The organism is Frateuria sp. (assembly GCF_035695185.1).
In the GTDB taxonomy this organism is placed as follows: domain Bacteria; phylum Pseudomonadota; class Gammaproteobacteria; order Xanthomonadales; family Rhodanobacteraceae; genus Frateuria_A.
The window spans coordinates 1-13,391 of sequence record NZ_DASSES010000209.1 but is presented as its reverse complement, the minus strand read 5'-3'; the positions used below and the strand labels follow the sequence as shown (position 1 = coordinate 13,391).

The 13,391-nt window shown below is 68.7% G+C and carries 12 protein-coding genes; 1 reads left to right on the top strand and 11 read right to left on the bottom strand.

Annotated elements, in window-relative coordinates:
- Nucleotides 1-3: 3 nt before the first annotated feature.
- From lipA to VFH59_RS17155, 11 genes are all read right to left on the bottom strand, one after another.
- On the bottom strand, nucleotides 4-1,008 hold the full coding sequence (lipA, locus tag VFH59_RS17205; RefSeq protein ID WP_325166146.1) for a lipoyl synthase: 1,005 nt from the start codon (nucleotides 1,006-1,008) through the stop codon (nucleotides 4-6).
- 10 nt (nucleotides 1,009-1,018) lie between these two features.
- Nucleotides 1,019-1,696 (bottom strand): lipoyl(octanoyl) transferase LipB, encoded by a 678-nt coding sequence (gene lipB / locus VFH59_RS17200; RefSeq protein WP_325166145.1) that lies wholly within the window; start codon nucleotides 1,694-1,696, stop codon nucleotides 1,019-1,021.
- Nucleotides 1,697-1,893: 197 nt separating this feature from the next.
- Nucleotides 1,894-2,184 carry a YbeD family protein gene (locus VFH59_RS17195; RefSeq protein ID WP_325166144.1) on the bottom strand — a complete coding sequence of 97 codons (291 nt, stop codon included), beginning with the start codon at nucleotides 2,182-2,184 and terminating at the stop codon, nucleotides 1,894-1,896.
- Nucleotides 2,184-3,440 carry a D-alanyl-D-alanine carboxypeptidase family protein gene (locus tag VFH59_RS17190; RefSeq protein WP_325166143.1) on the bottom strand — a complete coding sequence of 419 codons (1,257 nt, stop codon included), beginning with the start codon at nucleotides 3,438-3,440 and terminating at the stop codon, nucleotides 2,184-2,186. The genes VFH59_RS17195 and VFH59_RS17190 overlap by 1 nt, the downstream gene beginning before the upstream one ends.
- A gap of 60 nt (nucleotides 3,441-3,500) precedes the next feature.
- Complete coding sequence (locus VFH59_RS17185) at nucleotides 3,501-4,409, bottom strand: septal ring lytic transglycosylase RlpA family protein (RefSeq protein ID WP_325166141.1); 909 nt, start codon at nucleotides 4,407-4,409, stop codon at nucleotides 3,501-3,503.
- Entirely contained in the window at nucleotides 4,406-5,410 is a 1,005-nt protein-coding gene (mltB, locus tag VFH59_RS17180) for a lytic murein transglycosylase B (RefSeq protein WP_325166140.1), read from the bottom strand. The genes VFH59_RS17185 and mltB overlap by 4 nt, the downstream gene beginning before the upstream one ends.
- A 91-nt stretch (nucleotides 5,411-5,501) precedes the next feature.
- Entirely contained in the window at nucleotides 5,502-6,617 is a 1,116-nt protein-coding gene (rodA, locus tag VFH59_RS17175; protein ID WP_325166139.1) for a rod shape-determining protein RodA, read from the bottom strand.
- Nucleotides 6,614-8,551 carry a penicillin-binding protein 2 gene (gene mrdA, locus VFH59_RS17170; protein ID WP_325166138.1) on the bottom strand — a complete coding sequence of 646 codons (1,938 nt, stop codon included), beginning with the start codon at nucleotides 8,549-8,551 and terminating at the stop codon, nucleotides 6,614-6,616. The genes rodA and mrdA overlap by 4 nt, the downstream gene beginning before the upstream one ends.
- 1 nt (nucleotide 8,552) lies before the next feature.
- Complete coding sequence (gene mreD / locus VFH59_RS17165) at nucleotides 8,553-9,038, bottom strand: rod shape-determining protein MreD (protein WP_325166137.1); 486 nt, start codon at nucleotides 9,036-9,038, stop codon at nucleotides 8,553-8,555.
- Nucleotides 9,035-9,976: a rod shape-determining protein MreC gene (gene mreC, locus VFH59_RS17160; protein WP_325166136.1), complete on the bottom strand. Its 942-nt coding sequence runs from the start codon at nucleotides 9,974-9,976 to the stop codon at nucleotides 9,035-9,037. The genes mreD and mreC overlap by 4 nt, the downstream gene beginning before the upstream one ends.
- A gap of 205 nt (nucleotides 9,977-10,181) precedes the next feature.
- The gene (locus VFH59_RS17155; protein WP_325166135.1) at nucleotides 10,182-11,228 is read right to left on the bottom strand and encodes a rod shape-determining protein; all 1,047 of its coding nucleotides are present in this window, start codon (nucleotides 11,226-11,228) and stop codon (nucleotides 10,182-10,184) included.
- A 242-nt stretch (nucleotides 11,229-11,470) separates the two neighbouring features.
- Here VFH59_RS17155 and VFH59_RS17150 point away from each other — a divergent pair, with 242 nt between their 5' ends.
- The gene (locus tag VFH59_RS17150; RefSeq protein ID WP_325166134.1) at nucleotides 11,471-12,403 is read left to right on the top strand and encodes a carbohydrate kinase family protein; all 933 of its coding nucleotides are present in this window, start codon (nucleotides 11,471-11,473) and stop codon (nucleotides 12,401-12,403) included.
- The last annotated feature ends 988 nt before the right edge of the window (nucleotides 12,404-13,391 follow it).

Here is a 13,391-nt window from a genome sequence, read left to right as displayed (position 1 = left end):
ATCTCAGGCGAGTTCGGTGACGCCGGCTGCATGGGCCTGCAGGTCGGCATGGTAGGAGGAACGCACCAGCGGGCCGGAAGCGACGTGGTGGAAGCCCATCGCCTCGCCGGCCGCGCGCAGCGCGTCGAATTCGTCGGGAGTCCAGTAGCGCACGACCGGGTGATGGTGCGGCGTGGGCTGCAGGTACTGGCCGATGGTGATCATGTCCACGTCATGGGCGCGTAGATCGCGCAGGGTCTCGATGACCTGCTCGTACGTCTCGCCCAGGCCCAGCATGATGCCGGACTTGGTCGGCACCTCCGGGTGCTGCGCCTTGAAGCGCTTGAGCAGGTCCAGCGACCACTGGTAGTCGGCGCCCGGGCGCACCTCGCGGTACAGGTGCGGGACGGTTTCCAGGTTGTGGTTGAAGACATCCGGCGGGAAGGCCTTGAGCACTTCCAGCGCCCGTTCCATGCGGCCCTTGCCGCGGAAGTCCGGGGTGAGGATCTCGATCTTGATCGTCGGGCTGGCGTGGCGTACGGCGCGGATGCAGCTGGCGAAGTGCTCGGCCCCGCCGTCGCGCAGGTCGTCGCGGTCGACCGAGGTGATCACCACGTACTTCAGGCGCATGTCGGCGATGGTCTGCGCCAGGCGCGCCGGCTCCAGCGGATCGGGCGGCTGCGGACGGCCATGGGCGACGTCGCAGAACGAGCAGCGCCGGGTGCAGACCTCGCCCAGGATCATGAAGGTGGCGGTGCCCTTGGAGAAGCACTCGTGGATGTTCGGGCAGCTGGCCTCCTCGCACACCGTCACCAGCGCGTTCTCGCGCAGGCGCGCCTTCAGCTCCTGCACGGCGTTGCCCTGCGGCAACCGCACGCGGATCCACGAGGGCTTGCGCAGGGTCGGCACGCTGGTGTCGAAACCGGCGCGGTTACGGGCAATCTTGTCGTTGCCCAGCTGTTTTTCGGCAACGACCGTATCAGCGTCGAGCACGCTGATCGGGATCACCCTGGAGGAAATTTCACTCATCTGCGACTGCCTAGACCGCGGCGCGCGCGGGGAGTTCGGGGAGGACGGGAGCGGCCGGCACCGCGTGGAAGCCGAACTGGCGGCAGAACTGTTCCACCAGCACGTCCTCGACTTGCGCCAACTGCGACGGGCCGCCCAAGTCTAGCACTTGCGTGACGGCCAAACCCTTGTAGCCACAAGGATTGATCCGGCCGAACGGCTCCAGGTCCATGGCCACGTTGAAGGCCAGCCCGTGGAAGCTGCAGCCCCGGCGCACGCGCAGGCCCAGCGCGGCCACCTTGGCGCCGGCCACGTAGACGCCCGGGGCGCCCTCCACCCGCGCGGCCTCGATCGACCAGTGCGCCAGCGTATCGATCAGCGCCTGTTCGATGCGGGAGACCAGCTCGCGCACGCCCACGCCGGTGCGGCGCAGGTCGATCAGCGGGTAGCCGACGATCTGGCCCGGCCCGTGGTAGGTCACCTGGCCACCGCGGTCGACCGGGATCAGCGGGATATCGCCCGGCGCCAGCACATGCTCCATCTTGCCGGCCTGGCCCAGGGTGAACACCGGGTCGTGCTCGAGCAGCCACAGCTCGTCGGGAGTGTCCGGGCCACGGGCGTCGGTGAAGGCGCTCATCGCCTTCCAGGTGCGCTCGTAGGGCTGACGGCCGAGACGGCGGATGAGGAGCGGGCGGGAGTCGGGGGGCATGTGGCGCTACCGGGGGAATGGGGAGCAGATGAGGCGCGCGGGCGAGGATTGCAAGCTGCGCCGCTTTGAAGTCCTCTCCCCTCCGGGGAGAAGGTTTGGGGCGAGGGGGGGGCTCGCGCGGAACCCGGTCGGTGAGGTTCAAGGCAAGCTCGGCCCCTCACCCCAGCCCTCTCCGCGGCGGGGAGAGGGCGCCAATCTCAGAGCGTGTAGCGGATCGCCGGATCGGCGCGCAGCGCGGCATGCGCTCTGTCGTACTGCTCGCGGTTGTCGCAGCGGAAGCTGACCGTCACCGAAACGAACTTGCCCTCGCGCGAGGCACGCTGGCTGACCGTCTCGTGCAGGACATGCAGGCCCTCGCCCTCGAGGATCCGTGGCACCCGCCTGGGCAGGTCCGCGCTGGCGTCGCCCAGCGCGGTGATCTCGAACTCACCCGGGAACTGGAAGCCCTTGCCTTCCTTCTTCGCCTGGCTGAAGTCGATTTCGTGCATTACTTGGTGTCCGCGGCAGGGGCCGTGGCCGCCGCGGCGTCCTTCTTGCCGCCGTGGAACCACAGCAGGATGGTATCCCACAGGCGCTTGAAGAAGCCGCCCGGCGGGGCGTCGTCGAGCGCCACCAGCGGCATCGACTGCAGTGGCTTGCCGTCGAGCGTGACGCGCAGGGTGCCCACCTGCTGGCCCTTCTTGAACGGCGCGATCAGCGTGGCGGGGATGTCCATCGCCGCCTTGAGCTGGTCGTACTGGCCGCGCTTGACGGTCACGTCCAGCGGCCGGGTGATGCCGATCGGCAGGGTGTCCGCCTCACCCTTCCACAGCTTGGGCGTGGCGAGCGGCTTGTTGGCGTCGTAGAGCTTGTGGGTTTCGTAGAAGCGGAAGCCGTAGTTGAGCAGCGCCATGGCCGAGTCGGCCCGCGCCTTCTCGGAACTTGCGCCCATCACGATGGCGATCATGCGCGAGTCGCCCTGCTTGGCCGAGGCGGCCAGGCAGTAGCCGGCCGCGGCGGTATGGCCGGTCTTGATGCCGTCCACGCTGGGATCGCGCCACAGCAGCGTGTTGCGGTTGCCCTGCTTGATGCCGTTCCATTCGAACTGCTTGACCGCGGAGATCGCGTAGTCGTCCGGGAAGTCGCGGATCAGCGCGCGCGAGAGGATCGCGATGTCGTGCGCGGTGGTGTAGTGGTTCTCGATCGGGTAGCCCGACGCGTTCTCGAAGTGCGAGTTGGTCATGCCCAGCTGCTTGGCGTAGGCATTCATCAGGTTGGCGAACGCTCCCTCGGAGCCGGCGGTGTGCTCGGCCAGCGCGATCGCGGCATCGTTGCCCGACTGGATGATCATGCCGTACAGCAGGTCCTTCAGCGGGACCTGGCTGTTGAGCTTGAGGAAGCTGGTCGAGCCGTCGGTACCGGCGCCGCCACCGCGCCAGGCGTGCTCGCTGATGGTGACCGGGTCGGTCATCTTGATCTTGCCGTTGCCCAGCTCGGCGGAAACGACGTAGTCGGTCATGATCTTGGTGATCGAGGCCGGCTCCACGCGTTCGTCCGGGTTCTTGCTGGCCAGGATCTGCCCGGTGGCGTAGTCCATCAGCACCCAGGCCTTGCCGTCGACGTCCGGCGGCGGCGGCACCGGCGCCTCCGGCACGGTCGGGCGCGGCACCGGCGAAGGCTTCGGCGGCGTCTGCTGCGCGAAGGCGGCGCCGACGACCAGCGCGGCGGCGGCAAAGGTGGTCAGGGTACGGCGGAAAAAGCTCATCGTCGGTATCGATCCCGTTGCTGTGGCCGGCGCCCCGCGCGCCAGCAAAAAATGCATCGCTCAGTCTACCGCGACCTGCGGCCGGGGAAGGCCGAGCTGTTCGATCTGGTCGATGACCCGGTCAGCCTGGCCGACGTCGTCCAGCGGGCCCACGCGCACGCGGCGGATGTCGCGCCCGCCCACCTCCACGTCGGTCACCTGCACAGGCGCCAGCCTGGCCGACCGGAGCCGGTTGGCCACGCGGTCGGCGTTGGCCAGGTCCGCGAAAGCCCCCACCTGCAGCCAGATCGCCGGGTGGGCGCCACCCGTTGGGACCGCCGGCTGGCCGGTCAGTTCCGCGGGCGCGGCATCGTCCGGATGCGCCGGGTCGATCGCGCGCACCTCGACCAGACCGGTGCCCTTGGGCCAGATCCCGATCTTCACCGCCGCGGCGTAGGAGAGGTCGATCAGGCGGTTCTCGTGGAACGGCCCGCGATCGTTGATGCGCACGATGACGCTCTTGCCGTTGCGGAGGTTGGTCACCCGTGCGTAGCTCGGCAGCGGCAGCGTCTTGTGCGCGGCGCTGAAGGCGTACATGTCGTAGTTCTCCAGGCTCGAGGTCTTGTAGCCGTGGAACTTGGCGCCGTAGAACGAGGCGATGCCGCGCTCGTCGTAGCCGCGCGCGTCCGGCAGCACGCGGTAGGTCTTGCCGAGCACGGTATAGGGCGACTTGTTGCCGTACAGCGAGCGCGGCTCGACCTTCGGCACCGGCTCGGGGATCGTGCTGACGTCGATCGGCGGCGGCACGCTGTCGTCGTTGTCGTGGTAGCGGCTGGATTGCGGGCGGCTGATGTCGTCGCGGAAACCGCCGTGGCTGCCTTGTGCATGCGGCCCCACGGCCGTACCACCCCTTGAGGGCCGCGGGTGCGGGCCGCCGCAGCCGGCCAGCGCCAGCGCGAGTACCACCAGGAGGCCCGCGCGCCAGCTCATGGCACGGCGTCCGCCGAGCGCACGCCGGCGGCGATGCCCTGGGCCAGCTGGTGCACGGCCAGGGCGTACAGCGGGCTCTTGTTGTAGCGGGTGATGACGTAGAAGTTCTGGAAGGTGAACCAGTATTCGCGGCCGTTGCCGCCCTCGAGCGCCTGCAGGCTGGTCAGGCGACCCGGGTCGAGGGCCTCGACGGGTGCATAGCCCCAGGCTTCCAGCTGCTCCAGCGGCCAGCGCGGCTGCGCGTCGGGCACCTCGAGCGGGCGCGGCGTCGTATCCGGCTGCGCCCGCGCGGCGACCGGCCCGCCGCGCTCCCAACCGTGGCCGGCGAAATAGTTGGCGACACTGGCCAGGATGTCTGGCAGCGAACCCTGCAGGTCTATGCGGCCATCGTGGTCCGCATCCACCCCGAAGTCGCGGATGCTCGAGGGCATGAACTGGCCCCAGCCCTGCGCGCCGGCATAGGAGCCGGTGAGCGTGTCCAGCGGGCCGCCGAGATGACCGGCGGGAAGTTCGAGCAGCACCTTCAGCTGCTCGCGGAAGAATTTCGCGCGGGGCGGGTAATACAGGCCCAGCGTGACCAGTGCATCGAGCACCTTGTACTTGCCGGTGTTGCGACCGTAGAAGGTCTCCACGCCGAGGATGGCGACCAGGTACTCGGGCGCCACGCCGTACTGTCGGGCGATGCGCTCGATCAGCTGGCGGTGCTCGCGGTAGAACGCCACGCCCTCGTCGATGCGCTTGGGCGTGATGAAGATCGGCCGGTAGTCCTTCCACGGCTTGGCTTCGGCCGGGCGGTTCATCGCGTCGATGATCGACTGCTGCATCTGCGCGCCGCTGAGCAGCGCGTTCAAGCCAGCCGGGTCCTTGCCCGTATCGCGGGCCACCTCGCGCACCAGCTCGGCCTGGCCGGGATGGGTCGTCTCCACGGCGTGTGCCGGGGCGACGGCCAGCAGGAGGGCGGCGAGCACGCCGGACAGGCGGCACGAGCGAAGGAGGGACATGGGGAATACCGCGCGGATCGACATCGCACCCAAGCCTAACATGCGCGTGCCGGCGATCCGGGGGCGGATCGGGCCGCCGGAGCGGCACCGCTCAGTCATGCATCTTGCGGTTGGCGTGGATCGACATCAGCACGCCGAAACCGCTCAGCAGGCTGACCGCCGAGGTGCCGCCGTAACTGACGAACGGCAGCGGCACACCGACCACCGGCAGCATGCCGGCGATCATGCCGCCGTTGACGAACACGTAGACGAAGAAGCTCATCGCGATCGCGCCGGCCAGCAGGCGCGAATAGGTGTCGCGTGCCGCCATCGCGATCCACAGGCAGCGCCCGATGATGAAGGCGTACAGGGCCAGCAGGCAGGCCACGCCGACCAGGCCGAACTCCTCCGAGAACACAGCGAAGATGAAGTCGGTGGTGTGCTCGGGCAGGAAGTCCAGCCGCGATTGCGTGCCGTGCATCCAGCCCTTGCCGAAGATGCCCCCCGAACCCACCGCGATCTGCGACTGGATGATGTGCCAGCCGTTGCCCAGCGGGTCGGCCTCCGGGTTGAGCAGGGTCAGCACGCGGTCGCGCTGGTACTGGTGCATGAAGTGCCAGCCGACCGGCACCATCCCCGCGGCGATGCCAAGCAGCAGCCCGACGCGCCACCAGGCGACGCCGGAGAGGAACAAGGCGAAGGCGCCGGCCGCGGCCACCAGCAGCGCGGTGCCCAGGTCCGGCTGCTTGGCGATCAGCCCGGCCGGAACGGCGATCAGCAGGCCGACCACGGCCATGTCCTTCCAGCTGGGCGGCAGCTGGCGCGGGTGCAGATACCAGGCCGCCATCATCGGCATGGTCAGCTTGAGCAGCTCGGATGGCTGGAAGCGCATGAAGCCCAGGTCCAGCCAGCGATCGGCACCGCGGCCCTCGCCCAGGATCGCCACCACCACCAGCAGGGCGGTACTGCCGGCGTAGAGCCAGGGTGTCCAGCTGCGCAGCACGGTCGGCGGGATGCGCGAGATCAGCAGCAGCAGTATGGCGCCAAGCACGAAGCGCGCCGCCTGCCCGCCGACCAGGCGCAGGTCGCCGCCGCCGGCGCTGTACAGGGTGATCAGGCCGACCGATGCGAGCGCCAGGAGTCCCGCGGCGAGCGGCAGGTCGATCCGCGGCCGGGTCAGGATGCGCCGCAGGAAGCGGCGCGCGCGGGCATGGAGCATGGCGATCATGGCGTGGCTCCACCGGTCGGCGCGGGCGCGTTCCCGACCTGGTTGGGCGGCACGGGACCGGTCGCGGGGGCCTGCGGCCGGGTCGGGGCGCCCCCCTGGGTGGCCAGCCAGGACTCCATGACCGTGCGCACGATCGGGCCGGCGGCCTCCGCGCCCCACGCGCCGGCCTCGAGCATCGCCACCACCGAGATCTTCGGGTCGTCGGCCGGCGCGAAGGCCTCGAACCAGGCCCGATGGCGCGCCGCCAGATAGGCCGTGTTCTTGTTGGTGTCGTAGGCGGAAGTGGTGCGCGAGAAGCGCTCGGCCGTGCCGCTCTTGCCCGCGACCACCAGCGGGAAGCCGATGAACTGGTTCTTGCCGGTGCCGCTGGTCACCACGGCTTCCATGCCCTGCCTGATTACGTCCAGGTGGGCCGGATCGCTTACCAGCGAGGGCCCGGTCGGCAAGTTGGGCAGCGGCTTCCTGGGCGCATCGACCCCGTCCTGGGTGGCCATCACCAGCCTGGGTGCGCGCGGGATGCCCTTGCCGGCGAGGATCGACACCGCATGGGCCAGCTGCAACGGCGTCACCGCCCAATAGCCCTGCCCGATGCCTGCGATGATGGTCTCGCCCGGGTACCAGGGCTGGCGCGAGTGCTGCAGCTTCCATTCGCGCGAAGGCAGGATGCCGTTTTCCTCGCCATCGAGGTCGATGCCGGTCTTCCTGCCGAAGCCGAAGCGGCCCATCCAGTCGCTCAGCCGGTCGATGCCGAGATCCAGCGCCAGCTTGTAGAAATAGGTATTGGTCGATTTCTCGATGGCCTCGACCATGTCCACCACGCCGTCGCCGCCACGCTTGTCGTCGCGATAGCAACGCGTCGCGCCGGGCAGGCAGAACTCGCCGGTGGACAGCACGGTGTCCCCCGGTTTGCGGATGCCGTAGGCCAGGCCGCCCAGCGCCAGGAACGGCTTGACCGTGGACCCGGGCGGATACATGCCGCGCAGCGCGCGGTTGTAGAGCGGCTTGTCGGGCGCCGTGGTCAGTGCCTTGTAGTCGGCGCTGCTGATGCCGTTGACGAACAGGTTCGGATCGAAGCTCGGCACGCTGACCATCGCCAGCACCTGCCCGTTGCGCGGGTCGATGGCCACAGCCGAGCCGGCGCGGCCGTCGAATGCGGCCATCGCGGCCTTCTGGATGCGCACGTCGATCGACAGATACAGGTTCTTGCCCGGGATCGGCGCGTGGGTCTCCAGCACGCGCTGGGTGCGGCCATCGGCATTGACCTCGACCAGTTCGTAGCCCGGCGTGCCGTGCAGCACGTCTTCGTAGGAGCGCTCGATGCCGCTGCGGCCAACGTGGCTGGTGCCCTGGTAGCGATCCGGGTCGAGCCGCTTGAGGTCGTCCGCGTCGATGCGACCGACGTAGCCGATCACGTGCGCGAACAACTCGCCATAGGGATAGTGGCGGGTCAGGTAGGGCACCACGTCCACGCCGGGGAAGCGCCAGCGGTTGATCGCGAAGCGGGCGATGTCATCCTCGGAGAGGTGCATCTTCAGAGGCACGCTCTCGAAGCGACGGCTCTGCTTCAGCCGCTTCCTGAAGTCGGCAACGTCGTCCTCGTCCAGCGGCACCACCGCGCCGATCTGCGCCAGCATGGCGGTCATGTCGGGCACCTGCTCGGGCACCACCTCGAGCCGGAACGCCGGCACGTTGTCGGCGAGCAGCACGCCGTTGCGGTCGTAGATCAGGCCACGCGCCGGCGGGATCACCCTGGGCTTGACGCGGTTGTTCTGCGAGCGGGTCACGAACTCGTCGTGGCGCATCACCTGCAGGTAGAAGAAGCGCCCGGACAGGGCGAGCAGGCCGAGCAGGATGAGCGCGAAGCCAACCAGCGAGCGCCGCTGGAACAGCGCCGCCTCGCCGCGGGGATCCTTCAGTGCGCGCCGCCTCTTCATCTCATTGCAGGCGCAGGCGCATGCGCAGGTCGTCCAGCAGCAGGAACACGAACGGCCACAGTGCCGCGCCGACGAACGGCGAAATCCACCAGCTCGCCGGCGGCAACGCATCGCCGGCGAACACGCGCACGATGGTCAGCAGGATGCGGTCGTTGAGCAGCAGCGCCAGTACCGCCAGGGTCTGCTGCCACATGGGGAAGAAGCGCAGCCGCGAGCGGAAGCGCAGCGCGATGAATACCAGCGCGGTCAGGCGCAATGCCTGCTCGCCCAGCAGCGCGCCGTTCAGCAGGTCCGCCGCCAGGCCCATCGTGAAGGCCAGGCCCAGCGTCACCCGCTCACCCGACTCGAGCGACCAGTACAAGAGCACCAGCGCCGGCCAATACGGCTTGAACGGCTCGAGCGCATCCGGCAGCGGCACCAGCATCGCCAGCAGGGCGACCACCAGCGTGCCGATGAACCACCACAGCCCCAGGCGCTGCCGGTTCATGGGCGCCCCCTCGCCGCCGGCGCGGCCTTCGTGGCAGCCCCCGCCCCGCCGGGTGCCAGGTCCGCGGGTGGCCCCATCGGAGGCACCGGCTCGGGCGGCCCGACCGGTTCGGCCTGGTCGTGCAGAAGCAGCACATCCTCGCTGCGGCTGATGTCGGCCGCGGGCTGCGCCTGCGCCTCGAGGAACATTCCGGTCGTCGCCGGCGCCACACGGGTGATCTCGCCGACCGGGAAGCCCGGCGGGAAACGCCCGCCCAGGCCGGAGGTCAGCAGTCGGTCGCCCGGGCGCACGTCGGCCGCCATCGGGATGGTCGGCAGCATCAGCCGGTCACCCTCGCGCGAGCCATAGGCGATGGTGCGCAGGCCGGTCCGCTCGACGGTCACCGGCAGCGCGTTGTTCGGGTCGGTGATCAGCATCACCACGGACGTGGTCGGCAGGGTCTGGATCACCTGGCCCATGACACCGCGCGCATCGATCACCGGCTGGCCCGGCGTGACCCCGTCGCGGGCGCCGACATTGAGCATCAGGCGATGACGGAAGGCCCCGAGGTCGACGCCGACGACGCGGGCGAGTTGCACGTTCAGTTCGAGGCTGCGCTGGGTATCGAGCAATTCCTTCAGGTGCTGGTTCTGCTGCGCGACCGCGGCCATGCGATTGAGCTTGGCGTTGGCCAGCAGCAGGTCCTCGCGCAGGCGCTGGTTCTGGCTGGTCAGCCGCTGGCGATCGGCGAAGGCCACCGAAAGCGTGCGCATGCCCTCCACCGGCAGGCCGGCGAGGCGATACAACGGCTCGACAGCCACCGCGGCGCCATAGCGGATGCGCCACATCCAGCCGTTGCGGTGGTCGAGCACCATCAGCACCATCGCCAGCGCGAGGTAGCCTATCAGCCGCAGGGTGCCGGTCGAACCGGCGAACAGGGGCGAGGATTCCTGGCCCATCAAGAGAACCCGAAAAGGAAGGAGCGGTGAGCACCGTCGCCAAGCGTGGCAGAACGCGCGGGCACGGCACAACGGGCGGGCCGCGCTCGATAACGGAGAAGGCCGGGGACGGGTGGCCGGACAGGCCTCGGTCCCATGTCAGCAAAACACCTCGATTCCCCCCTGCGCGAGCGCGGCCACCGCATCGCGGCGCCCCGCGCCATGCTCAATCCGGCGCGAAGAAGTCGCTGCCGTGCTGGTCGATCAGTTCCAGCGCCTTGCCGCCGCCGCGCGCCACGCAGGTAAGCGGATCGTCGGCCACCTGCACATGCAGGCCGGTCTCCTCGGAGATCAGGCGATCCAGGTCGCGCAGCAGGGCGCCGCCGCCGGTCAGCACGATGCCGCGCTCGGCGACGTCCGAGCACAGTTCCGGCGGGGTCTGCTCCAGTGCGGACTTGACCGCCGCCACGATGCCGGACAGCGGCTCGTGCAGCGCCTCGAGTACCTCGTTGGAGTTGATCGTGAACATGCGCGGCACGCCCTCGGCGAGGTTGCGGCCGGAGATCTCGATCTCCTTGACCTCGCTCTGCGGGAAGGCGCAGCCGATTTCGATCTTGATGCGCTCGGCGGTCGACTCGCCGATCAGCGTGCCGTGGTTGCGGCGCACGTAGTTGATGATCGCCTCGTCGAAGCGGTCGCCGCCCACGCGCACCGACTGCGAGTAGACGATGCCGTTGAGCGAGATCACGGCCACTTCCGAAGTGCCGCCGCCGATGTCCAGCACCATCGCGCCACGCGCCTCGTGCACCGGGATGCCGGCGCCGATCGCGGCGGCCATCGGCTCCTCGATCAGGAACACGTCGCGGGCGCCGGCGCCTTCGGCCGATTCCTTGATGGCGCGGCGCTCGACCTGGGTCGAACCGCACGGCACGCAGACCAGCACGCGCGGGCTGGGACGCAGCATGCGCGACTTGTGCACCTGCTTGATGAAGTGCTGCAGCATCGCTTCGGTCATGGTGAAGTCGGCGATGACGCCGTCCTTCATCGGGCGCACCGTGGCGATGTTGCCGGGCGTACGACCGAGCATGCGCTTGGCGTCGCCACCCACGGCGGCCACCGCACGCGGACCGCCCGGACCGCGGTCCTGGCGGATCGCCACCACCGACGGCTCGTTCAGGATGATGCCCTGCCCACGCACGTAGATGAGCGTGTTGGCGGTGCCGAGGTCGATGGAAATATCGTTGGAAAAGATGCCGCGAAACTTCTTGAACATGAGCCCTGGCGCGCCGTCAGGAGAGAGAAATGTAAGCGTGTCAGTCTAGTGAGCGGCCCCTACCCACGCAAGCGCAAAGACGTTAAGAAAGCCTTGCAGAACGCGATGATGCGCGCATTTCCTGAGCCTGATCGCCGCTCCGCCGCGCAAGCGACTGTCGCCATGGACGGAGCGTCGCGTTAGGATTGCAGGGTTTGCCGGACGACTACCCGTCCGCGCCGCTCACTGGGGTTTGATCGATCATGTCAGCCGTCATCTGCGGTTCGCTGGCTTACGACACCATCATGGTGTTCCCGGACCAGTTCAAGAACCACATCCTGCCGGACAAAGTCCACATCCTTAATGTCTCCTTCCTCGTGCCGCAGATGCGCCGCGAGTTCGGTGGCTGCGCCGGCAACATCGCCTACAACCTGAAGCTGCTCGGCGGGGATCCGTTGCCGATGGCGACGGTGGGGCAGGACTTCGGACCGTACCGCGAGCACATGATTCGCTGCGGCATCCGCCTCGACGGTGTGCGTGTGTTCGAGGACCAGTTCACCCCGCAGTGCTTCATCACCACGGACCTGGACAACAATCAGATCACCGCCTTCCATCCGGGCGCGATGTCCAGCTCGCACCACAACCACGTGGGCGACGTGGCCGATGCCGAATTCGGCATCGTGGCGCCGGACGGGCGCGAGGCGATGCTGCAGCACACCGACGACTTCGCGGCGAGGGGCGTGCCTTTCATCTTCGATCCGGGCCAGGCGATGCCGTTGTTCAACGGCGACGAATTCCGCTCGATGATCGGCAAGGCCAACTACGTCATCGTCAACGACTACGAGTCGCAGCTGCTGCAGCAGCGCACGGGCTGGAGCGCCGAAGAAATCGCCAGCCGCACCCAGGCCTACATCGTGACGCTCGGCCCACGCGGCTCACTGATCTATACCGGCGGACAGATCGTCGAGATCCCGCCCGCCCGCGAGCGGCAGGTGGTCGACCCCACCGGCTGCGGCGATGCATACCGGGCGGGCCTGCTGTTCGGCATCATGCGCGGCTACGACTGGCCGACCATCGGGCGCATGGCGTCCCTGATGGGCGCGCTCAAGGTCGAGCATCCGGGGACCCAGAACCAGCGCTTCACCTATGACGAATTCGCGGAGGCCTTCCGCGAGCAGTTCGAGTACGCCCTCTGAGATCCGGCTGGCGCGCCGCAGCCGCCGCGCGCCACCTTCGCGCACTGCCGGCCATGGCTCCGCGGTAGCTTGGCCGCACCTGGCGGCGGGCGAGCCGGCAGCCGGGCTGCGGTCATTACGGCTGGCCGGTGGCGGCGTGCACCGGGGAGCAATGTTCCGGCGATCGGGGCCGGTAATGAGGAGGCACAAACGCCTCGATGGGTTGCGGCGCCTTGCATACCGTGCGATCGGCAAAGTGAACCGGGCTGGCGTGTCGGGCAATCGCGCTACTGGCCATGCGCAAACAAGCGTGAGCCTACCGGCAGGGCGGACTCCGACATCAGACAGCGGCAGCCTCCACGCTCGGCCAGTCGTCAACCCGTGTAGCCTTGTCCCGCCACCTGCTCCTGCGCGGAGCGGCAGTGGTGGTAGCGACAGCTGGGTACACACCGCCCCCTCTGAGCGTGATAGTGACTCGCGGATTATTGGGACTCGCGGATGTTGCCAAGGCCTTCGCGCGATTCGCCGTGGGCGCATGGCAACTTGGCGTTCGCCAGCACGAGCACCAAGCGCGTGGCCACATGCTCCATGTTTTCCGGTCGTGTGGAGCTAGCCGGCAGATAGCCTATGCGGCGGGCAGCGGTGGGATGCGCGGATCGCTGCCCTCCGGACTGCTCCTTCGAGCCGGGGGGCTTCAAGACCACGCCACCTTGGCGGCCCGCCTCCAGGTCGGGGAAGGACCAGGGCCCTGCGACGGCACCCCATGTGTCGACGCCAGGCCGGTGCCAGCGGCGCCCGGGGACTGCGCCTTGAGTCGTTGTCCCACGGCGCGCATGGCGCGGCAACGGGAGCGCTGCAGCGAGCAGGGGCAGAGGGGTCGCTGCCCGGAAAGACCGACGGGTCGGGACGGAGCCGGCGCTCGTCAGGACAAAAAGAAAAACCCCCACCGTTTTGCGGTGAGGGTTTTTGGATAAAGCCCCTGGCGGTGACCTACTCTTGCATGGACAAG